This window comes from Prevotella illustrans (genome assembly GCF_017426725.1).
Taxonomy (GTDB): domain Bacteria; phylum Bacteroidota; class Bacteroidia; order Bacteroidales; family Bacteroidaceae; genus Prevotella; species Prevotella illustrans.
Window position 1 is genome coordinate 17,647 of sequence record NZ_JAERMS010000027.1, and the last position, 22,618, is coordinate 40,264.

General features: G+C 50.8%; 16 protein-coding genes. 11 read left to right on the forward strand and 5 right to left on the reverse strand.

The window, feature by feature from the left end; genetic code table 11:
- Window positions 1-829: 829 nt before the first annotated feature.
- Window positions 830-3,028 carry a polyribonucleotide nucleotidyltransferase gene (gene pnp / locus JHU38_RS08525; protein WP_107581833.1) on the forward strand — a complete coding sequence of 733 codons (2,199 nt, stop codon included), beginning with the start codon at window positions 830-832 and terminating at the stop codon, window positions 3,026-3,028.
- Between the two features lie 116 nt (window positions 3,029-3,144).
- On the opposite strand, the gene JHU38_RS08530 is transcribed toward pnp, so the two are convergent.
- Together JHU38_RS08530 and JHU38_RS08535 are read right to left on the reverse strand one after the other, a co-directional pair.
- Complete coding sequence (locus JHU38_RS08530; RefSeq protein ID WP_107581832.1) at window positions 3,145-4,461, reverse strand: histidine-type phosphatase; 1,317 nt, start codon at window positions 4,459-4,461, stop codon at window positions 3,145-3,147.
- 47 nt (window positions 4,462-4,508) lie between these two features.
- On the reverse strand, window positions 4,509-6,170 hold the full coding sequence (locus tag JHU38_RS08535) for a nucleoside kinase (protein ID WP_107581831.1): 1,662 nt from the start codon (window positions 6,168-6,170) through the stop codon (window positions 4,509-4,511).
- 89 nt (window positions 6,171-6,259) lie between these two features.
- Between JHU38_RS08535 and JHU38_RS08540 the strand changes: the two genes are divergently transcribed.
- Together JHU38_RS08540 and trhA are read left to right on the forward strand one after the other, a co-directional pair.
- Entirely contained in the window at window positions 6,260-7,969 is a 1,710-nt protein-coding gene (locus JHU38_RS08540) for a Na/Pi cotransporter family protein (RefSeq protein WP_107581830.1), read from the forward strand.
- Between the two features lie 67 nt (window positions 7,970-8,036).
- Window positions 8,037-8,702: a PAQR family membrane homeostasis protein TrhA gene (gene trhA, locus JHU38_RS08545; RefSeq protein ID WP_107581829.1), complete on the forward strand. Its 666-nt coding sequence runs from the start codon at window positions 8,037-8,039 to the stop codon at window positions 8,700-8,702.
- Window positions 8,703-8,955: 253 nt separating this feature from the next.
- On the opposite strand, the gene JHU38_RS08550 is transcribed toward trhA, so the two are convergent.
- A complete protein-coding gene (locus tag JHU38_RS08550) occupies window positions 8,956-9,573 on the reverse strand; it encodes a hypothetical protein (protein WP_146157005.1) in 618 nt (205 codons plus the stop codon).
- An 805-nt stretch (window positions 9,574-10,378) separates the two neighbouring features.
- Window positions 10,379-11,614, reverse strand: coding sequence for a serpin family protein (locus JHU38_RS08555; protein ID WP_107581827.1), 1,236 nt, complete (start codon window positions 11,612-11,614; stop codon window positions 10,379-10,381).
- A 411-nt stretch (window positions 11,615-12,025) separates the two neighbouring features.
- Here JHU38_RS08555 and JHU38_RS08560 point away from each other — a divergent pair, with 411 nt between their 5' ends.
- The 8 genes from JHU38_RS08560 to JHU38_RS08595 all read left to right on the forward strand — a co-directional run bounded on the left by JHU38_RS08560 (window position 12,026) and on the right by JHU38_RS08595 (window position 21,113).
- Window positions 12,026-12,481 carry a D-Ala-D-Ala carboxypeptidase family metallohydrolase gene (locus tag JHU38_RS08560; protein ID WP_107581826.1) on the forward strand — a complete coding sequence of 152 codons (456 nt, stop codon included), beginning with the start codon at window positions 12,026-12,028 and terminating at the stop codon, window positions 12,479-12,481.
- 170 nt (window positions 12,482-12,651) lie between these two features.
- The gene (locus JHU38_RS08565) at window positions 12,652-13,140 is read left to right on the forward strand and encodes an HU family DNA-binding protein (RefSeq protein ID WP_107581825.1); all 489 of its coding nucleotides are present in this window, start codon (window positions 12,652-12,654) and stop codon (window positions 13,138-13,140) included.
- The gene (locus tag JHU38_RS08570; RefSeq protein WP_158267298.1) at window positions 13,140-13,247 is read left to right on the forward strand and encodes a smalltalk protein; all 108 of its coding nucleotides are present in this window, start codon (window positions 13,140-13,142) and stop codon (window positions 13,245-13,247) included. The genes JHU38_RS08565 and JHU38_RS08570 overlap by 1 nt, the downstream gene beginning before the upstream one ends.
- Before the next feature lie 180 nt (window positions 13,248-13,427).
- Entirely contained in the window at window positions 13,428-16,292 is a 2,865-nt protein-coding gene (leuS, locus tag JHU38_RS08575; protein ID WP_107581824.1) for a leucine--tRNA ligase, read from the forward strand.
- Window positions 16,289-17,227, forward strand: coding sequence for a YitT family protein (locus tag JHU38_RS08580; protein WP_107581823.1), 939 nt, complete (start codon window positions 16,289-16,291; stop codon window positions 17,225-17,227). Before leuS ends, JHU38_RS08580 begins: the two co-directional genes overlap by 4 nt.
- Window positions 17,224-17,814 (forward strand): non-canonical purine NTP diphosphatase, encoded by a 591-nt coding sequence (locus tag JHU38_RS08585; RefSeq protein ID WP_107581822.1) that lies wholly within the window; start codon window positions 17,224-17,226, stop codon window positions 17,812-17,814. The genes JHU38_RS08580 and JHU38_RS08585 overlap by 4 nt, the downstream gene beginning before the upstream one ends.
- A 117-nt stretch (window positions 17,815-17,931) precedes the next feature.
- Window positions 17,932-19,944 carry a type IX secretion system anionic LPS delivery protein PorZ gene (gene porZ / locus JHU38_RS08590; RefSeq protein WP_107581821.1) on the forward strand — a complete coding sequence of 671 codons (2,013 nt, stop codon included), beginning with the start codon at window positions 17,932-17,934 and terminating at the stop codon, window positions 19,942-19,944.
- Window positions 19,920-21,113 carry an ArnT family glycosyltransferase gene (locus tag JHU38_RS08595; RefSeq protein ID WP_107581820.1) on the forward strand — a complete coding sequence of 398 codons (1,194 nt, stop codon included), beginning with the start codon at window positions 19,920-19,922 and terminating at the stop codon, window positions 21,111-21,113. Before porZ ends, JHU38_RS08595 begins: the two co-directional genes overlap by 25 nt.
- 125 nt (window positions 21,114-21,238) lie before the next feature.
- Here the strand turns inward: JHU38_RS08595 and JHU38_RS08600 are convergent, their stop codons facing one another.
- Window positions 21,239-22,171: a DUF285 domain-containing protein gene (locus JHU38_RS08600; RefSeq protein WP_233246608.1), complete on the reverse strand. Its 933-nt coding sequence runs from the start codon at window positions 22,169-22,171 to the stop codon at window positions 21,239-21,241.
- Between the last annotated feature and the right edge of the window lie 447 nt (window positions 22,172-22,618).

The window sequence follows — 22,618 nt, forward strand, 5'->3', positions numbered from 1 at the left end:
CGTCCAAAGCTATGCTTTTATCGGCTCAAAGCATAGCGATGACGCCGCTAAAGCATAACTTTCAACCGCTAAAAGGGCCGCTATTATGGCCTAAAAGCATAGCGATTAAAGGCGAGAAAGTGAAGGGAAAGCACCTTGAAAATCGCAACATTTTGATAGCCAGTGTTTTATAAACTCGCTCTACAATCGCTTATTTGCGCCCAAGTCTTTTCTTTTTCAGAATAATGCCACTTTTTTGATGGTATATGTAAAGATTATTCAGGGTAAAGACATAAAAAAACCTACCCCGGCCCTCCCAAAGGGAGGGTGCACTAACTGAAAAGGGGGTGAAATGCTAAAAGGTAAGCTATCAAAGGCCGCAAGCGGGCAAGAAAGACATAAAGCTAAGTGGGAAGTGAGAAGTGGGAAATGAGAAGTGGGAAATGTAAAATGTGGAGTGCGAAAAAGTAAGCTGTCTACATTTCACACTCCACACCCTTCAGTTAGTTCTCCCTCCCTTTGGGAGGGCCGGGGTAGGTTTTTCTTATGTCAAAAAAACTGCATGAAACCTCTTTTATTAGCTTTGTCACTTGTAAATCTGTCCCCGCTAATTCTTTTGGATAATCATTAAAAATCCGTAAAATCAGCGCTTTATCAAAGACGCGGTCGGATAAATAGTGTTTTTATCGCTAACTTTGTGGCGTTTTTGTGAGTAATAGGTGCTTATCTAAACCTTTTACTCACAAATACTTTGAGTGGTTGCGTGGCGACCACGATCGAAAAGAATGTATATTTCAATGATACATATTTTTAGATGTTAGTCAAAACAATAAAGTTTTTAATTTTTTAGATGAACGTTATTACAAAAACAGTTCAATTGCCAGATGGCAGAACCATCTCGATTGAGACCGGAAAAGTTGCAAAACAGGCTGATGGCTCGGCGGTACTCCGCATGGGCAACACAGTGCTCCTCGCAACTGTTTGTGCAGCAAAGGAAGCAGTTCCGGGTACAGATTTCATGCCTTTGCAAGTAGATTATCGTGAGCAGTACAGCGCCGCGGGTCGTTTCCCCGGTGGTTTTACGAAGCGCGAAGGCAAAGCCAACGACGACGAAGTCCTCACTTCACGTCTCGTGGACCGTGCGTTACGGCCACTTTTCCCCTCAGATTACCATTGCGAAGTTTATGTACAGGTGATGTTGCTCTCCGCCGACGGCGTAGATCAGCCCGACGCGTTGGCCGGCTTCGCTGCCTCGGCAGCCATGGCTTGCTCCGACATCCCCTTTGACTATACGATTTCAGAGGTGCGTGTAGCACGTATCAACGGTGAATATGTCATCAACCCAACTTTCCAGCAGATGGCCGAGGCCGACATGGACCTGATGGTCGGTGCCACCAAAGACAACATCATGATGGTGGAAGGCGAAATGAAAGAAGTGTCGGAACTCGACCTGATCGGCGCGCTCAAGGCAGCCCACGAGGCTATCAAGCCGATGTGTGAGTTGCAAGACGAGCTGGCCAAGGAACTGGGCACCGACAAGAAGCGTGCGTATGACGATGAAGTAAACGACGAGGAACTGCGTCAGCAGATCAAGGATGAGCTTTATCAGTCGGCCTACGACATTAACCATCAGGCGCTGGAGAAGCAAGCCCGCCACGACGCTTTCGACCAATTATTGGCCGGATTTCTGGAGAAGTACGACGCGGCCCACGCCGACCTGTCGGAAGATGAACTCGAAGAGAAGCACGCCGAGGCCGGTCGTTACTACGAAGACGTGATGCGCGACGTGATGCGTCGTTGCATCCTCAACGAAGGTCTGCGCCTCGACGGACGTGCCACCGACGAAATCCGCCCCATTTGGAGCGAAGTGTCGCCGCTGCCCATGCCCCACGGAAGCGCGCTCTTCCAGCGTGGAGAGACCCTTTCGCTCTCTACCTGCACACTCGGAACCAAGCTCGACGAGAAGCTCGTTGACGATGTTCTGGTCAAGAGCTACCAGCGTTTCCTCCTCCACTACAACTTCCCACCGTTCTCTACGGGCGAGGCTAAGGCTCAACGCGGCGTAGGTCGTCGTGAAATCGGCCACGGTCATTTGGCATGGCGCGGTCTGAAGGGCCAGATTCCTGAGGATTTCCCCTACACCATCCGTCTGGTGAGCCAGATTCTGGAGTCTAACGGCTCTTCTTCAATGGCCACCGTATGCGCCGGAACCCTGGCGTTGATGGATGCCGGCGTTCCCATGAAGAAGCCGGTGAGCGGTATCGCCATGGGCTTGATCAAAAACCCGGGCGAAGAGAAGTTCGCCATCCTGAGCGATATCCTCGGCGATGAGGACCACTTGGGCGACATGGACTTCAAGACTACGGGTACACGCGATGGTCTGACCGCCACACAGATGGACATCAAGTGCGATGGTTTGAGCTTCGAAATTCTCGAAAAGGCACTCATGCAGGCCAAGGCCGGTCGTGAACACATCCTCAACAAGATGATGGAGACCATTTCTGAGCCACGCGCCGAGCTGAAACCGCAGGTTCCACGCATCGAAGCCTTCGAGATTCCGAAGGAGTTTATCGGTGCCGTGATCGGCCCCGGTGGCAAGATTATCCAGCAGATGCAGGAAGATACGGGTGCCACCATCACGATTGACGAGGTTGACGGCGTAGGCAAAGTGCAGGTTTCAGCGCCTAATAAGGAGAGCATAGAAGCCGCCATAGCCAAGATCAAGGCCATCGTAGCCATCCCCGAAATAGGCGAAATCTATGAAGGCACTGTACGTTCGGTTATGCCTTACGGTTGCTTCGTCGAGATTCTGCCGGGTCGTGACGGCCTGCTCCACATTTCTGAGATCGATTGGAAACGCCTTGAGACGGTAGAAGACGCCGGTATTAAGGAAGGTGATAAGCTCAGAGTGAAGTTGTTGGAAATCGATCCCAAGACCGGTAAGTACAAACTCTCTCGCCGTGTGCTCCTGCCGAAACCGGAAGGTTACGTAGAACGTGAGCGTCGCCCACGGCCCGAGCGTCGTCAGCGTCGCTTCGAACATCAATAAACTTATCTTTGAGCATTAATAGCTTAAAATAACAATCCCGGCGATTCATCAGTGAATCGTCGGGATTTTTCATTTCATAAACCGCCATGCGCCAGCCGTAGGGGCATGGGGAGGGGTCAATTCTTCAATCGGGCCTCGTCGGCATCGTAGCTGTCGAGCTTTTTCTCGAAATAGGCTTTGAAGTCGCTCCAACGATAGTAGGGTGCCATGTCGGTAGAGATGGGCAGCGTGGCCTCGTTCTCATTGCGCAGCACCTTAAAGATGACATCGGCGGTGTCGTCAGGATCGGCACCCGTCTTACGGTAGAAGACAAACTGGATGTTGCAGGCCATGGGAAAGATGTTGTAGTCGCACCACTTTTCCTGATCTATTTTTTCGAGATCGTTGATAGACTTGCCCAATCCGTCGAGGTCGAGGAGACAGGTGAGCGGCATGACCATCGTGTCGTGGCCGTAGCGCAGGGTCGCTCCGGGATGAGACAGGCGCAGGCAGCTGTCGGCCGTCTCGATGATATTGCGTAGCAGGTTGCGCTGGCTGAACGGCTGAATGCCACCGCTGAGCGGACTGCCGCCGTAGGAGATATACCACCAGGCGTTGTTGGTCTTCCAGTAGTTGTATATTTCGGTGTCGTTGAAGAGCGGCCACAGCGAAATCCGGTGGCGCAGTTCGGTACTCTGAACGTTGCTCGCGTTCTTGAGCAACTTGCCGAAGAGATTCTTGGCGTCTACGTTTTTCTTCCAGTATTCTTTATCGTTGAAGAGCAGGTTCATCACGCGGTCGGGCTTGATATACTTCTTCTTGAAAGACGAGAAAATCTTCTTGATGTCGTCGGTGTTCTTCCTGGCCTGCAGTTTCTTGTCCTCCAAGTTCATGTAGTACATGTCGTGGTAGCTGGCGTCGTGCGAGATTTGCAGTTGCGGATTGACCAGCAGCAGCTGTTGCAGCGCGTTTTCCATGGAGAGGATGCAGCGGATGACCACCGTACTCTTGGCATCGATGTTCGTCGGACCTGCGAAAACTTCCGGGAAATTGCGAATCATGCGCAGCGCGATTCCTTTGTGCTGCTCGGCTCCACGCTGTGTCAGTTCGCCATAACGGTCGCGCGCCGCGTCGTCCAACAACTGCATTTTGCGCAACACATCCTTACCCGTGGCCGTCAGTTTGCCGGCTTTGTCGGCCTCTTTCAATATGGCTACCGGTTCGGTATAGTCTTTCGGATCGATGAGCCATCGCGAACCGTGGCGTCCATAGTGGCTTATATAATAAGGTATATAGCCTTCGGGCGTCGGCGTAAGCTGACCGGTAGAGCCGGGATAGGCCCAATAGGCGTCGGCCGCCATGTCGCGGTTGTTCTTAAAGTCCTGTCTTGGGTTTTGGGCGAACAGCGTCGCCGCGCAAGCTAAAGCCAAGGAAAATGATAGAAGTTTTTTCATTGTGATTAAGTTATTGAATGATTAATAGATGCTGCTGACGAATGAGCCTAATACTTGAAAGAGCTTCCGCCCAGAAACTCGCGCAGCAGACTGGTGGGCGGAAGGTCCTTGTAGGGCAACGGCGTGAAATGATGCAGAAACTTGAGCAGGCGATAGGCCTCGCTATATTCCTCGCAGTTCTCCGGCACCTGCTGCAGCAGTGGCTCGGCCTGCGTCTTGATGACCGCCAGCTCATAGAGCATGGCCGAATTGAACATTGCGTCGGCGTTCTCCTGATAGGGGAATATCCACTTGTTTTCGCCCGCCCTGACACTGGGCCAGCGACGGATGGTCTCCCGGGCGTTCACGCCACGATACTTATAGTCGCGGATGATGCGACGCAGAAGGCGGTTGTCGGTGGTAGGGATGTAGTTGTGGTCGTCGAGGAGGATGGTCGTGAGCGCCGAAGCATACACCCTGAACTTCCGCGACTCGGGTATCCGCGCCGTCAGTTCGGGATTGAGGGCGTGGATTCCCTCCACGATGAGCACGTTGTTGTCGGCCATGCGCAGCCGCTTGCCGCCCTTTTCGCTCCGTCCCGTTTGGAAGTTATATCTCGGGAGCAACACTTCCTCACCTCGGAAGAGCGCCTGAAACTGCCGATTGACAAGCTCCAGGTCGAGCGCGTATATGCTTTCATAGTCGTAATCGCCATTTTGGTCTTTCGGAGTGATTTCCCGGTCGACGAAATAGTCGTCGAGCGAAATCTGCAACGGCTTGATACCATTGGCCAAAAGCTGGATGGAGAGGCGCTTGCACGTGGTGGTCTTGCCCGATGAGGACGGCCCCGCCAGCAGCACGAGCTTCACTTCGGGTCTCGAAGCAATCTGATCGGCGATGGAAGCAATCTTCTTCTCCTGCAAGGCCTCGCTCACGTTGATGATATCGGTGGCATGTCCGGCGGCCACCGCTTCGTTGAAGTCGCCCACGGTGCTCAGTCCCAGGATGCGCTGCCAAGCGTGGTGCTCCTTAAAGATATCGAACATCTTGTCCTGCCGGGTCATCTCGGGCAGCACTCCGGGGTCGACGGGCGACGGGATGCGCAACAGCAGTCCGTCGTAATAAGGCTCCAAGCCGAAGAGATAGAGCTGCGACGTGTTGGTGAGCAGGGCCCCATAGAAATAGTCCACGTAGTCGTCGATCTGATAATAAGGCGTATAGAGCGCGCCCGAGCTGCTGAGTAGTTTCACCTTCGCCTCGTCGCCTTTCTCCCGAAACATGGCCTGCGCCTCCTCCGTTAGCACCTCGTAGCGGTGAACAGGCACGCGGGCGTCGATGATTTGCTGCATGCGCTGTCGAATCCTGTCCGCGTCGGCCGTAGTGACAGCATGGTCGAGCTTCAGGTTCACGTAGTAACCGTTCGACACGGGAATATCGATCACGACCTTGGCGTTGCGGTACAGGTCGTGAACGGCCTTACAAAGCACGAAGAACAGCGTGCGGGTATAGTTGCGTGAAGCTGAGGGTGACCGCATATCAAGAAACTCCACCGTCTTGCTGCGGTACAGACGATAGTGCATGCCTTCCACTTTATTGTTGACCTTGGCGCAGATAGGACCGTAAGGCATATTCAGATGAAATTCCCGGAAAGCGTCAGAAAGTGAACTGCCAATCGCTATGTTTAGAGTTTTTTTATTATTTTTGCAACAGATTTGTATTACTTGTTTCATTCATATTGTCTGATTAAAAGCTCATTAGGGTTAATGAATGTAAAGTTAGTAATAATTATCGACTTGCTGATTGCTAATTAGATAAAAATATGTCGATTTGGATTTTTTTTAAACTTATTGGTGCGCTGGCCCTCTTGATGTTCGGTATGAAGTCGATGAGCGACAGTCTCCAGAAGATGGCGGGGCCGCAGTTGCGACACATTTTGGGCGCCATGACCACCAACCGATTCACCGGTATTCTCACAGGAACCTTTATTACAGCAGCCGTTCAGTCGTCAACAGCCACGACCGTGATGACCGTTAGCTTTGTCAACGCGGGACTATTGACGCTCGTTCAGGCCATTTCGGTCATCATGGGTGCCAATATCGGAACCACGCTTACAGCTTGGATCATGAGTGCCGGCTTCTCTTTCAACATTACCGATTTCGTATGGCCGGCCTTTTTCATCGGTATTATTCTTATCTATTCCAAAAAACGCAAGCTCATCGGCGACTTTCTCTTCGGCATTTCGTTCATGTTTCTGGGTCTGGGCACATTGCGTCAGGCCGGTATCGACATGGACCTGGCCCATAATCAGCCCGTACTCGACTTCTTCGCTTCGTTCGATCCCAACAGCTTCGTCACCACCATCGTCTTCCTGCTCATCGGCAGCGTGCTGACGATGTGTGTACAGAGTTCGGCCGCCATCATGGCCATTACGATGATTCTGTGCTCCACGGGCGTGTTGCCCATCTATCAGGGTATCGCGCTGGTGATGGGCGAGAACATCGGAACGACTGTGACATCCAACTTAGCCGCGCTGACGGCCAACACGCAGGCCCGACGGGCAGCCCTGGCCCACATGTTCTTCAACGTTTTCGGCGTGTTGTGGGTGTTACTCATCTTCAAGCCCTTCGTCAATATGGTGTGCGGCTGGGTGGGCTACGACGTCGACATGGCCAAAAGCGCGCCCGGCTTCTTAGCCAACGCGGCCAAACTGAGCTTCGTACTGGCCGCCTTCCACACGTCGTTTAACCTGGCCAACACCTGCATCTTAGTGGGTTTCATCCGCTGGATCGAGAAGTTCGTGTGCTGGGTCATCAAGCCCAAGGCCAACAAGGACGAGGAAGACTTCCGTCTGCGCTTCATTCAGACAGGTATCATGAAGACGCCCGAGCTCTCCGTGCTTGAGGCACAGAAGGAAATCGGATGCTTCGGCGAACGCATACAGCGCATGTTCGGCATGGTGATGGAACTGTTAGTGACGAAAGACAACGAGGCTTTCGTCAAACTCTTCACCCGCATCGAGAAGTATGAGAGTATCAGCGACAACATGGAAATAGAAATCGCCAAGTACTTAGACCAGGTGAGCAACGCCCACTTGAGCGACGAGACGAAGGGAAAGATCAGAGCCATGCTGCGCGAAATCAGCGAGATAGAGAGTATCGGCGACAGTTGTTACAATCTGGCGCGCACCATCAACCGCCGCCATTCGGGCAAGGAAGACTTCACCGCCGAGCAGTATGAGCACATCCATCAGATGTTCGGACTCACCAACGACGCGCTGACGCACATGAACGTCATGTTCGTCAAGAGCCGCGAGACCATCGATGCCAACGCGTCGTTCAATATCGAGAACGAAATCAACAACTATCGCAATCAGCTGAAGACCCAGAACATCAGCGACGTAAACGAACATCGCTACACCTATGCCATCGGTACGATGTATATGGACATCATCGGCGAGTGCGAAAAGCTGGGCGACTATGTAGTCAACGTGGTGGAAGCCCGCATGGGCACACGCCAGCACGCTGCCTAAACGGCCGTCAGCGAAATAAAAGACCGATTGTTTTGCGTTTCCGTTTCTTTACCGTAACTTTAGCCGCATGAAGCTGCGGATACATTTCAGTCATCGGGAAGAGTTGTGGAACGCGTGGAGTCACGCCTCCGGAATCCTCATCGGCGCAGTGGTAGGAGCCATATTCCTTTATATGTGCTTCACCCACGGCAACGGTTGGGCTACCGCAGGCGTGATTCTTTATTTATTCGGCATGCTCATGTCGTACATCGCCTCGACGGCCTACCATGCTCTTTCGGCCTGGAGCAAGTGGAAAGAGCGGCTGCGACGGTGGGACCATGCCGCCATATATTGGCACATCGCCGGCAGCTATTCGCCCATCACGCTCATCGCACTGCGTGAACAAGGTTATTGGGGTTGGAGCCTGTTCGTGTTCATCTGGCTGTGTGCCTTGGTGGGAACGGTGATGAGTTTCGTCAACCTCAAGGATCACAGCCTTCTCGAAACATCTTGTTTCGTGGGCATGGGGCTGAGCGTGCTCGTGGCTTTCAAGCCTTTGGTGGATACACTCTCCACGGCCGACTTCATCTGGATTGTGGCCGAAGGTGTCTGCTACATCACCGGCGCCGTATTCTACACCATCAACAAGCGCAAATACATGCACACCGTGTTCCATTTTTTTGTCCTTGCGGGCAGCATTTGCCATATCATCGCCGTATGGGGGATATTGGTTGATAAGTTGCTTCCAAATTAATCGTTGACAAACAGCACCTTATCAACTTTTAGCAGCCTAATCAGGTCAAAACAGATACGGAGACAGAACGTAACACACCACGCCTCAACGGCCCACGTCAAATAAAAAAACACGGAAATAGAACCTTTGACAAAAGGTTAGAATATAAAAAATCTGTCACAAAAACGGCCTCTGAAAATTACTCCTGTTCGCGATAAGTTTTTTCTAAAACAGCTCCAATTTGTCAATTGCTTTATATGGATGAGCACCGTAGCTACTCGTCTTCTTCTATCTGCTCCTTAAGTTGTCTGATAGTTTCCTGTACTTGATTATACTCCTCAACTTCCATCGAATAAGTAATTTCTTCAAAGTTCTTGTCAATGAAGAAAAAGGTATTGCCAATCAAAGTATTGCCAGCGTTATTGTCCGCACGATAATTGTGCATTGCTTTGTAACCAATGAATTTAGGCTCACTTTGCAGCATCGTTGCAACTTTCTCATACAGTTTTCTACCTTTCGTCTTTAGTTTCTCTATTTTAGCGTTGGCTTCTTCATACTCCTCTTTTACTTCTTGATATTGATTTCGTTCATAAGCAGACATGTATGGACCGCTCCATAAAGACATGGAAGACTTAGCGTTTTTAACTTCAGACTCTAATGTTTCAAGTTCTGTTTCCATTTTTCCAAGTTCTGCCAATTCCCCCAAAAACACAGGATCGTCGTATGGTGCGAATGCACTATCTATTTTTGTCTCAACAGGCTTGTAAGTTTCTGGTTTATAAAGCGACTTTTTTAAGTTTTCTTTGATTAAAGTCTCTGCCTTTTGTTCAGGCGACTGACTACAAGCCACTGTTACTAAAGCGGCAAGTACCACATAAAAGATTCTTTTCACAATCATTAGTGTTTATTTGACAATTCTGGTATATTTTATGATTCAAATGCAAACATACTAATTATTTCTAATATTGTGTGCTTTGTATTAACGATTTATGAAAAATAATTGCCCTTTTATTGTAGATTCCATATTTTTAAATTTATAATTTTATCCTTTCCCATTTAGCATGCTCCCCATTGTTATATACACACAACACGGGCTAAACTTCTCTCGCCCGAATATTTTTTATATTGGTGAGAAATTCATTATATTCCGGCCTTTTTGCGTTCACTCCTGACTCCGTGATTTTGTTAGAAAAAATCGCATTATTTTAACACTTCCGCAACACGTCATCCAGCTGTCGGCATGGCGAAAAATCCCTTTGATTTACCGATTTTTATACCCTTTTACGTCCAAAGCTCTCCTTTTACCGGCTCAAAGCATAGCGATTACCCCGCTAAACCATCGCTTTTAGCCGGTAAAAGGGCTGCGATGACGGCCTGAAAGTATAGCTATTAAAGGCGAAAAAGCGATAGAAAAACACCTTGTTAATCGCAACACGTTGTTAATCAGTATTTTATAAATATGCTCTACAATCGCTTATTTGCGCCCATCTCTTTTCTTTTTCAGAATAATGCCACTTTTTTGAGGGTAGATGTAAAGATTATTCAGGGTAAAGACATAAGGACAGATTTTCCTCATTGCAGTTTTTTGACATAAAGACATAAGGACATGTTTTTCTTATGTCTTTATGTCAAAAAACTGCAATGAGGAAAAACATGTCTTTATGTCCTTAAAAATAAGCCAAGGCGGAACGATAGGTTTATTTAAAGATTCCCATAAAATAAATGCTGCCCGACGTATTCTCCGTAATGATGTAGATAAAAGGACGGTTGGCGTGGAACTCGACCGTAGGAATATAACTGGTCGTCTCCCCACCACCGCTTACGGTTATCGTTGTGCCCTCTGTGCCCTTCTCATTTACATCAATGGTGCATTTCTGTCGGAAAAGGCTAAGGAAAGTATCGATGTCGCTCAGCCGAGAGAAGTCGGCCTTATGCGAGTCGAACATGTCATTCATGCCCAAAGCCTTCAGTATCGACGGCATATCGATACTGTATTCCGCGGTGAATTTGGGCAACTGAACGTCTACCTGATAGGCCCGCATCGCCATCATCGTTTCCTGCCAGTCGGCGCTTTTGATGGAACCGAGCACCTCTTCTGTCGTTACACCCTCCTTGGGCAACAACACTTCCATGCTATAACCGTTGTTGCCATAACTCAGATGAAGCATGTCGAACTTGGGGAAAGAGCCATAAAGAAAATTCTCCTTCGTCTGCATCATGTCTACTTTATCCCTTTTTCCATCGGCATGAGTGAACGATTGTTTAGATGTTTTCTTGCGAGCAAATTCATTTTGCCATATTCCTTTGAAATAAATGGCGTTGAGTGCCATCAGTTTTGTACCGGGACTCACATTATCTATATCTATGATATGGGGTATCTTGCCCTTTGTCTTTTCGTTTGACCAGCCATTGACTTCGTTAACGACAGCCTGTCGGTTTTTGAAATCCAGATTCTTTGTTTCCGCGCCGAAAACCTTTTGCATGGACTTCACGTATTCGCTCTTAAATGGAAACGACTTGTCCATGAAGAGTCCGTTGGCAATGTTGACTTCCGTGCTTGCGTCAATCTTCGGAGCTCCGTCGATGAGCCTGTTGCAAACCGTGTTCATGCTCGCCTCATCGTCATAATGAAGGGCACTGAGAATCTGTCGTTGAGTCTCGTTGGCGCTTCCATTCTCGAGCATGGCCAGCACGTACGTAGCGCTCAAAGGCGAAATCAGAAAGTTGTTCTTCGGGCTCTGTCCCATCACTTCGCGCGACAGATCGAAAGCGAAGTTGTTGTTGGCTTTCACCTGCTGCCGTTCGGCTTCCGTGAGGTCTATCTTTATCAGGGGTGGCACCGGCCGATTCGTAGCAGTATAACCATCGTCGGAACAGGAAGCAAAGGCAAACAATGCGAACGCTGTCATAGAAATAATCGTTAATTGTTTCATGATTATATGGTTTTAGAATATGTTAATAATGTCTTTCCTGTTAAGTAATATAGTTGCTTTTTCATTAGTTAGTAAGAGTTGATTATTGATATTATTGTAATAGTCTCAATAGCAAAAATAGCTGAATTAATGATAGCTACCAAATAAATTCTATTTATATATGTGAGCTTGAAGTTTAAAAAAGTTATTTAAGCCCCTTTTTAGTATAAAAGATGAACCGAATCTGTTTAAAGACCGGCGCAAAAGCCCACGTATGCACAACTGTATCGTGCGCGTACTTGTATGAATAAATAAAGCTTGATACCTTTGCAATGTCGAAAGGAAAGAACGACAGAAATGAAGTTCGGCGACGAAGAAAGCAGATGAGGATAAACAAACTACACAACAATAATAATACCAAAGAAAAAACACATGAAAAAAGAAAACACACAACAATGCAGCCGATTGAGGCTGACGCCACATTTCACGCTCAACGAAATGGTACGGTCTGAGACGGCTCGTCGAAATCATGTCGACAACACGCCTTCGTTGGAAGCGATTCACAATCTGCAAATGCTCTGTCTGAAAGTGCTTGAGCCGCTTCGCAAGGAGTTTGGGCCCATCCGCGTGACAAGCGGCTACCGCAGCGAATGGCTCAACAGAATGGTGGGAGGAGCCGTTCAGTCGCAGCACCTCTTCGGCGAGGCGGCCGACATCCACATTCCCAATCGGAAAAAGGGCGTGGAAATGCTGGAGTTCATCTTCATGACGCTGGAGTTTGATCAATTACTCTTCGAGCACAACCTGCAGGGAGCCGAATGGATTCACGTGAGCTACCGCGAAGAACACAACCGAGGAATCATGATTCCTTATTACAGGGGGAATTAGAAACGAGGAATGTGATATGCGGAATTGAAGGATAGCGAAGACTTCGTTTTATATTAACCAATTATTTATTAACCTTTTAATTATTAACAACTTAAACAATTATTATTAACCATTTAAACCATTATTTATTAACCATTTAATTATTAACAACTTAAACAAATCAAAACATTATGGCAGTAAATTACAAAATGTATCAGGACAATCGTAAGGAAAGCAAGACCAAGGGCAAGTGGTTTGCCCGTGCCATTCACAACGGCGTAGTAGAAACCAAGGAACTGGCCGCCATCATCGAGCGCAACTGCTCCATGAAAAAGAGTGACGTGCAGGCCGTGCTGACAGAGTTGACCGAGGTGATGACCGACATGTTGCAACGTTCCATACGCGTGAAACTCAACGGATTAGGCAGTTTCAAGATTGGAATCTCTACACGTGCGGCCGAGTCGGTGAAAGAATTCTCGTTGGAAAAGAACCTGAAGAACGTTCACGTGCTCTTCCAGCCCGAAGTGAAAGTTGACCGTTCAAACAAGGCGCGTACGAAAGCCCTGTTGTCAGGGATGGAATTGCGCGAAGCCACCAAGCATGACGGAACCAAGGGAAACAAGACAACGACCACCAAACCCGGTAGCACACCCGGCTCAACAGAGGAAGGAGGCAACTAATGGCAAAGGCGAATCTAAAATCATGGAAACTCATTATCAAAGTGATCATTGCGATGGCTACGGCCTTGCTCGGCGCTTTGGGTATGGATAGCCTTGGAAATCAATAGACAATAGGGCCACCGGCGGGCGGCTCGAAGGTTATCTCGAATGACTGATTATTGGGCGGGTTTGTGAAAATCCGCCCAATTTTTTGTATTCCTTTCTGGGATATTTCTCACTAATAATATGTATCTTTGCATCCATCACCACATATTATATAACGGAAAATAAAATAACGCAATCATAAAATGGATTATAATTTCAGAGACATTGAAAGTAAATGGCAACAGAAATGGGCCGAACAGAAAACTTACCATGTTGTTGAAGATGAGAAGAAGAAGAAATTCTACGTGCTCAACATGTTTCCTTATCCGTCGGGTGCCGGACTCCATGTGGGCCATCCATTGGGATACATCGCTTCAGACATCTACGCCCGCTACAAGCGGCTGCGTGGATTCAATGTCCTGAACCCCATGGGCTACGACGCCTACGGCCTTCCGGCCGAGCAGTACGCCATTCAGACGGGGCAACATCCGGCTAAAACGACGGAAGAAAACATCGGCCGATACCGCAAACAGTTAGATAAGATAGGCTTTTCGTTCGACTGGGATCGCGAGGTGCGTACCTGTGACCCCGATTATTACCACTGGACGCAGTGGGCTTTTGTGCGTATGTTCAAGAGTTATTTCTGCAACGACTGCCAGAAAGCCCGTCCCATCGACGAGCTGGTGAAGCGTTTCGAGACGCAAGGCACCGAAGGACTCAACGTGGCGCAGAGCGAAGAACTGCGGTTTACGGCCGAAGAATGGCAGCAGATGAGCGAGGTGGAGAAGCAGCAGACGCTGATGAACTACCGCATCGCCTATCTGGGCGAAACGATGGTCAACTGGTGCCCGGGCTTGGGAACAGTGTTGGCCAACGACGAGGTCGTAGACGGCGTGAGCGAGCGTGGCGGCTATCCCGTGGTGCAAAAGAAAATGCAGCAATGGTGCCTGCGCACGTCGGCCTACGCGCAACGATTGCTCGACGGACTCGACACCATCGACTGGACGGAATCTATCAAGGAAACGCAACGCAACTGGATTGGCCGCTCCGAAGGTACCGAAATGGAGTTCAAGGTGGCCGACAGCGAGAAGCATTTCACTATTTTTACAACGCGTGCCGACACCATTTTCGGCGTGACGTTCATGGTATTGGCACCTGAATCTGAACTGGTAGACGAACTGACGACGCCGGAGCAGCGGGCTGAAGTGGACGAATACTTGGCCTATGTGAAGAAGCGCACCGAACTGGATCGTATGAGCGACCGCAAGGTGACGGGCGTATTCAGCGGCAGTTATGCCGTTAATCCGTTCACGGGCGATAACATTCCTATCTATATTGCCGAATATGTGCTGGCCGGTTACGGCACGGGAGCCATCATGGCAGTGCCTGCCCACGACAGCCGCGACTATGCTTTTGCCAAGCATTTCAACCTGCCCATCATCCCGTTGATCGAGGGTGCCGACGTCAGCGAAGAGAGTTTCGACGCCAAGGAGGGCACGGTGATGAACTCGCCGAAAGCCGGTAGCGTGGCATTCGACGGTTTCAGCCTGAACGGACTGACCGTGAAAGAAGCCATTGCCACGACCAAGGAGTTCGTGAAGAGCCACGGATTGGGCCGCGTAAAGGTGAACTACCGCCTGCGCGACGCCATCTTCTCGCGTCAACGCTACTGGGGCGAGCCGTTCCCCGTATATTATAAGGATGGCATGCCGCAGATGATACCCGAAGAATGTCTGCCTTTAGAGTTGCCCGACATCGAAACCTACAAGCCCACCGAGACGGGCGAACCGCCGTTGGGACGCGCTAAGCGATGGGCATGGGACGAGAAAAACCGGGAAGTAACGGAGACCTCGCGCGTCGACAACGTTTCTATTTTCCGATTGGAACTGAACACCATGCCGGGCTTCGCGGGCAGTTCGGCTTATTACCTGCGCTATATGGACGCCCGCAACACGACGGCCCTCGTGGGAAAAGCGGCCGACGACTACTGGCAAGACGTGGATCTCTACGTCGGTGGCACAGAGCATGCCACGGGACACCTTATTTATAGTCGCTTCTGGAACAAGTTCCTGTTCGACTGTGGCGTAAGTTGCAAGGAGGAACCTTATCGCAAACTCGTCAACCAAGGTATGATTCAGGGTCGCTCCAACTTTGTTTACCGTGTCAATAAGTCGGCCGAGGAAGTGGCATCGTCGGCTCCTGTCTTTGTTTCTTTCGGACTGAAAGACCAATACGACACCACGCCGATTCATGTCGACGTGAATATCGTCGACAACGATGTGCTCGACGTGGAGACGTTCAAGGCTTGGCGACCCGAATACAACGACGCCGAATTTATCTTGGAAGATGGCAAATACATCTGCGGATGGGCCGTTGAGAAGATGTCGAAGTCGATGTTCAACGTTGTCAACCCCGATATGATCGTCGAAAAGTATGGTGCCGACACGCTTCGCCTGTACGAAATGTTCCTCGGTCCGGTAGAAGCCAGCAAGCCTTGGGACACCAACGGCATCGACGGTTGCCACCGTTTCCTACGTAAGTTCTGGAACCTCTACTTCGATAACCGTACCGGCGAGCGTGTCGTCAGCGACGAGGAGCCGTCAAAGGACAGTCTCAAGAGCCTGCACAAGCTCATCCGAAAGGTGACCGAAGACATCGAGAAATTCTCCTACAACACCTCTATCTCGGCCTTCATGATTGCCGTCAACGAGCTGGGACAGCAGAAATGCCACAGCCGCGTACTGCTCCGCGACCTCATTGTCCTTATCGCGCCGTTCGCTCCGCATGTCGCCGAAGAACTATGGGAGCAGCTGGGCGAGACCGGTAGCGTGTGCGACGCCGCATGGCCCAGCTGGAACGCCGCCTACCTGGCCGAAGACGAGACGCAGCTGACCGTCAGTTTCAACGGCAAGGCCCGCTATCAGAAACGCTTCCCCGCGGACGCTTCCGACGAACAGATACGTCGGTCAGTCCTTGAAGACGAGCGAAGTCTGAAGTATTTGGAAGGCAAGACTATCGTCAAAGTAATCATCGTACCCCGGAAAATCATCAACATCGTTATCAAATGATGCGCAATCTTCAAATTTGGAACGAGACTAAGGACTACTTGTTCATCACTCTTGGTCTCATTTTATACACCATTTCGTTCACCGTTTTTCTCATGCCCTACCAGATTGTGGCCGGCGGCGTGACAGGTTTGGCAGCCATTATCTACTATGCTACGGGCTTCCGAATAGAAAACACTTACATCATCATCAACTTGGCGCTGCTCGGCGTGGCACTCAAAGTGCTTGGATTCAAGTTTATGATGAAGACCATCTACGCTATCTTCACCCTTTATTTCCTCTTGATCATTGCCCAGGACATCATTCCGAAGCAACCCAACGGCCTGCCCATCAAGCTGTTGGGCGAAGGACAGGACTTCATGTCGATGGTGATAGGCTGTGTCATCACGGGTGTGGCGTTGGCCACGGTGTTCCTGCATAATGGTTCTACGGGAGGCACGGATATTATCGCGGCGTCCATCAACAAGTATCACAACATTTCGCTGGGCACCGTCCTGATCGCCGTCGACTTCTGTATTATCGGCAGCTGTATGTTCTTTCCGCAGTTTGGAACCTACGTGGAACGCGCCCACAAGGTGATGTTCGGTCTTTGCGTGATGACGCTTGAGAATTTCTCGCTCGACTATGTGATGAACGCTCGCCGCGAATCGGTGCAGTTCATGATCTTCTCACGCAAGTATATGGAGATAGCCGACGAAATCGGTACGCAGACAAACCACGGCGTCACGATACTCGACGGGCACGGCTGGTACACGGGTCAGGACGTGAAAGTGCTGTGCGTGTTGGCCAAGAAAAATGAGAGCACGGAGATATTCCGTATGATCAAGATGATAGACCCCTACGCCTTCGTCAGCCAAAGCAGCGTCATCGGCGTATACGGTGAGGGCTTCGACGAAATGAAAGTGAAGGTGAAGAAGAAAGAGATAGAAAAGAAATGAAAATAGTTTTCGCGACGAACAACAAGCACAAGCTGGAAGAGATTCGGGAGATACTCGGCGGCGAGTTTGAAATCTTGTCATTGAAAGACATCGGCTGCGACGTAGACATCCCCGAAACGGGCGACACGCTCGAAGCCAATGCCCGCCAGAAGGCCGAATATGTCTTCGAACGCTACGGCCTCGACTGCTTTGCCGACGACACGGGACTGGAAGTGGAAGCCCTCAACGGCGCGCCGGGCGTGCACAGCGCCCGCTATGCCGAAGGCACCGACCACGACAGTCGTGCCAATATGGCCAAGCTGTTGCGCGAGATGGAGGGGAAGACCAACCGCAAGGCTCGCTTCCGCACGGTTATCTCGCTCATCCAGCGCGTTGCCGACAACCCTCGCGGCCGCGAACAACGGTTTGAGGGCATCGTAGAAGGTCATATCAGCACCTCGCCGCACGGCACGGAAGGTTTCGGTTACGATCCTGTCTTTGTGCCGGAAGGCTACGACGAGAGTTTCGCGCAACTAGGCGAAACCGTCAAAAACACCATCAGCCACCGGGCGAGAGCCGTCAAGAAATTGGTAGCGTTTTTAAGTTGACGAGTTGTTAGTTGACGAGTTGACAAGTTATTTGCTATTCTATAACAAACCAACAACTCGTCAACTAACAACTTGTCAACTCGTCAACTAACAACTCGTCAACTTTTAAAAACCAACATGTCAACTCGTCAACTTCGATTCATCCTGGCAGCATTGCCGCTTTTCCTTTGTCCGGTGCTCCGTGGCATGGCGCAGACAGGCACCTGGCGGGCTTATCCCGCCTACCACGACATACAACAAGTGGAGCAGATCGGCACAACGCTCTACGTGAGAGCCTCGGGCGGACTCTATTCCTACAACCGCAACGACCGGAGCATACAGACTTTCGACAAGACGCGCGGCCTGAGCGACTGCGACATCGCCCACATCGGCTACAACGCTGTGGCCCGACGGCTCGTCATCGTCTACACGAACCAGAACATAGACCTGCTCGACCGGCAGGGCGACGCCATCAACCTGAGTGCCTACCACACCGCCACCGTAACGGGCGACAAAACCGTCTACGGCCTCTACACCCACGGCGAACACACCTATCTCTGCACGGGCTTCGGCATTGTGAAGCTCAATGCCCGCAAGGCGGAAATCAGTGAGACCTACCATCTCGGTTTCCGCGTCGACGATTGCTACATCGAAGGCAGCCGATTTTATGCTGCCAGCTCCACCAACGGACTTTATTCGGCTCCACTCACGGCCAACCTGCTCGACAAAGCCAACTGGCAACGCACGGGCGATTACACCCCGCGACCCAAAACCATCGACCCGCAGCTGCTGGCCGAGGTGCGGACGCTGAGTCCGGGAGGCCCACGTTACAACAATTTTCATCAACTGACTTGGACCAACGGCCGACTCTATGCCACGGGCGGCGGCTTCAACTACCTGGTCGACGACGGAACGCCGGGCATGGTACAGCAGATGGAGGGCCGTAGCGAGACATGGTCGCTCTTCGACGAGCATGTGAAGGAGAAGACCGGACTGAACTTCGTGGCCTCGGAAGCCTTGGCCATCGACCCCACCGACACGGCTCGTATAGCCGTAGGCGCCCGCAGTGGCCTCTTCCTGTTTGACCACGGCAACATCAAGAACGCGTTCACGAGTAGCAATAGCGAACTCTCGACAGTGATCAATCCCGACTATACGATCATCTCGGCGCTCACCTTCGACAGCCAGGGGAGCCTATGGCTGCTCAACAGCTATTCGCCCGACCGCAACCTCATCGAAATCAAGCCTACGGGCGAATGGGTATCACACTTTCAGCAAGGTCTTATGGACGGCGACCACAGCTTTTATTTCATGCGCAACGCCTTTTTCGACACTCGCAATCGCCTCTGGTTTGTCAATTCCCACTGGGGACTGCCCGCCCTGATTTGCTACACGCCGGCGACTGACGCCCTGAAAGTGATTCGTAATTTTGTCAACCAAGACGGCCGTACACTCGCCGTCACCTTTGTCCGCAGTGTCGTAGAAGACCGCGAGGGCAATCTCTGGATTGGCACCAACGTCGGCCCACTTGTGCTCGAAGTCGAAGAAGCGGAGAAAGAGAATCCCGTATTCACTCAGGTGAAAGTGCCCCGTGGCGACGGCACCGACCTTGCCGACTACCTGTTGAGCGGTGTCGACATCTCCTGCATGGCCATCGATGGCGCCAACCGTAAATGGATGGGCACCAACGGCAACGGCGTCTATCTCGTCAGCGCCGACAACATCCATGAGGTTCACCACTTCACGAGCATCAATAGTCCGCTACTCTCCAATACCATTGAGAGCATGGCCATCGACGGGCGGACGGGACGTCTCTTTATCGCCACCGACAAGGGCCTCTGCTCCTATGTTACCGACGCCACGCAACCGGCCGACGAGATGCGGGCCGACAGTGTATATGCCTACCCCAACCCCGTCAGGCCCGACTATACAGGTCCCATCACCATCACCGGACTGAGCTACGACGCCGACGTGAAGATCGTCACAGTCAACGGCACCCTCGTTCATCAGGGCCGTAGTCTGGGTGGCAGTTATACCTGGGACGGACGCGACCGCCAGGGGCGACGCGTAGTTAGCGGCGTCTATACGGTGCTCACGGCCACCCACGACGGCCGGAAAGGAACGGTATGCAAAATCGCCATCGTCAGATAACGCTGGCCGTTACGGCCCTTTTCACGTTGGTTCAGCTGCTACTGCTGGCCCATTATGGCTATACGCCCTATCCCGACGCCGAAGGCTACCTCCACTTGGCCCGTCAGAGCGTGGCCCAAGGTAGCCTTTACCCCACGCTGCAACAAATCAATCACGAACCGTTTGTCTGGAACAGCGGTGCTATCAACTTAGTGGCCCTCAGCCTGTGGCTCACCCACTCCGTTACGCCCCTGCTCGTTTTCTACGCCTTGCTCAAAGGCGCGACAGTCTGGCTTACCGCTGCCGTGGCCCACCGCCTCTTCGGCCGTCGCACGGCCCTCGTCACCCTTATTCTCTACGTGGCCTATCCGGCCAACTACGGCGAATGCACTTCCGTATTAAGCGAAACGCCTTTCATCTTTCTCACTTTGCTCGCTTTCTATCAAGCCCTGCACGGCCGTTCGCTGATGGCAGGCTTTCTGTTGGCCGTGGCCCAATGGATTCGTCCCTTCGCGCTCGTGTTTCTGCTGGCTTGGGCCGTCTATGCGTGGCTGCGTGGCCGCCGCCGGCCCATCCTCTCCATGCTTTTGGCCTATACCGCCACGCTGTTGCTCATCGGTGGTAGCTGCCGATTGCGCACGGGCCATTTCGTCTGTCAGGCCCAGACGGGCTGGATGGCGCTGCTGCAATATTCCGTCGATCACGCGTCGGCAGCCGACACGAGCCTCACACTGACGCCCGACAGTCTGAACGCCCTGCAGCGCAACGACCTATGGCGACGCCGTACACTGCGATGGATAGCGGACCACCCGGGCGAATACTTAGCTCAAATGCCTCGGAAACTGATTGAAACCTACGTTTCCGACAATGTGAACTTCTGTGCGTTTTTGCCCGACAAAGCCACGTCGCCCTACCTCTACGGGCCGTTGAGTCTGCGGTCACTCTGGCACGACCTACGCCATCCCACCGCCGTGCAGGCCCTGACGCTTTTCAATCTCGTTTATTACGCTTTCCTTCTCCTTCTTTTTCTCGTGGCCGTGGCGCAAAACCGTCGCCGTTTGCTCCTGCCTGCCGCCGTGGTAGCCTTGGGCACGCTTATGTTGCTGCTTGTCGGCCATGGCGAAGCTCGCTTCCACATCCCCTTCATGCCCTTCATCATCATGGGTGCGGCCTGTTATAGAAGGGCTTAATTATCAACCCCGAGCCATCACTGCGTCGGCAGTGTGGCTCGGGATTGATGTTTAACGAAAGCATCGGCAGCGGAAAGGTCGCCCGTCTGTCGTTCTGTCGATGGTAAAAAATCTACTGAAACATTTTATTTCTTCATGACCTTGCGCGTCGTTCCGTCGCTCATTCTTACGATGTTCAATCCGGATCGCAGCTCTTTCTGACGGCGGCCGTCGATAGAGTAGACTGCCTTGACGGTGGCAGCATTGCCTGTCTGCGAGATACCCGTAGAGTTTTTCTTGGTGAAGTAGCCCGTATCGGGGTTCATCATAGTTTCGTTGTTGTTGCTTGCGTCGTATTCCGTTGCGCCCTTGAGCTTCACGCAGTCTTTGAACATATCTTCTGTATTGCTACACGTCCACACGTCGTTGCAGTAAATAATGGTCAGCGAAGAGCAACCCTTGAACATGCCTCTCATGTCTGTCACTTTCTCGGTATTGAAACTTGTGAGGTCGAGCGTGGTCAGCGAAGAACAATCGGCGAACATATAGCTCATGTCAGTCACATTCGCTGTATTGAAGTTTGAAACGTTGAATGCTGCCGGGGCTTTGTTTAGACCAGAATTTGTTAAGCTTGGCGCTTTTGCTCGAGTGGACTTTGAATTATTTATTGAGGTCAGCGAAGTGCAACCATAGAACATGTGCCCCATATTGGTTACATTCTTGATGTCGAACTTACTTACGTCGAGCTGGGCCAGAGATTCACAGGTGTAGAACATGGCACGCATATCGGTTACGTTCTTTGTGTCGAACTTACTTACGTCGAGCTGGGGTAAGGTTATGCAACCATAGAACATGTTGTTCATGTCGGTTACTTCCGAGGTGTTGAGGTTCTCTATACCGGTGATTTGCTTTAATGCTTCTAATTTACAGAACCAATAAGATGCCATTTGGGGGCGGAAATCCTTGAACGAGGGGTCGAATATGGTTTGAGTAATGGTCTTGTTTGTTTTTTTTCTAGTTCCTGTCCAGGCCGGGTAGGTTTCAAGACCATCCTTCTGCGTGTCGTTGATGTCCCACACGTTGCGCCCGTATGTGAAGCCTTCTTCGTGTCGTAATAAAAGGTGAGGGTTGTGCCGTCGGCGCTCTTTACGACGTAGGCTTCCTTGGTTTGTGCCTGCGCGTGTTGTGGCAGGGCGAACATCATTGTCGCCACGATGGCGAGAAGAATAATGTGTAAAATCTGTTTTCTCATATTTTACATGGATTGTACTGGTTTGTCATTTGATATTCCGAAAGTGACTTCATCGTGGTAAAGAACTATGGATAAGCTATAATGTAGAATTTCACCGTAAAGATAATGTTTTTTTTATTGAAAGTTGCAAGGTATATGAAAAAAAGGGTGCTGATTCCAATAGTGTCCTAAATATTTTTTTAAAAAGTGAAGGACGTTGTTTTCGCTAAGGCAAAAAAATCTTATCTTAGTGTTTACCCAAAACCAAAACTTCCTTTATGACAAAGATAACACT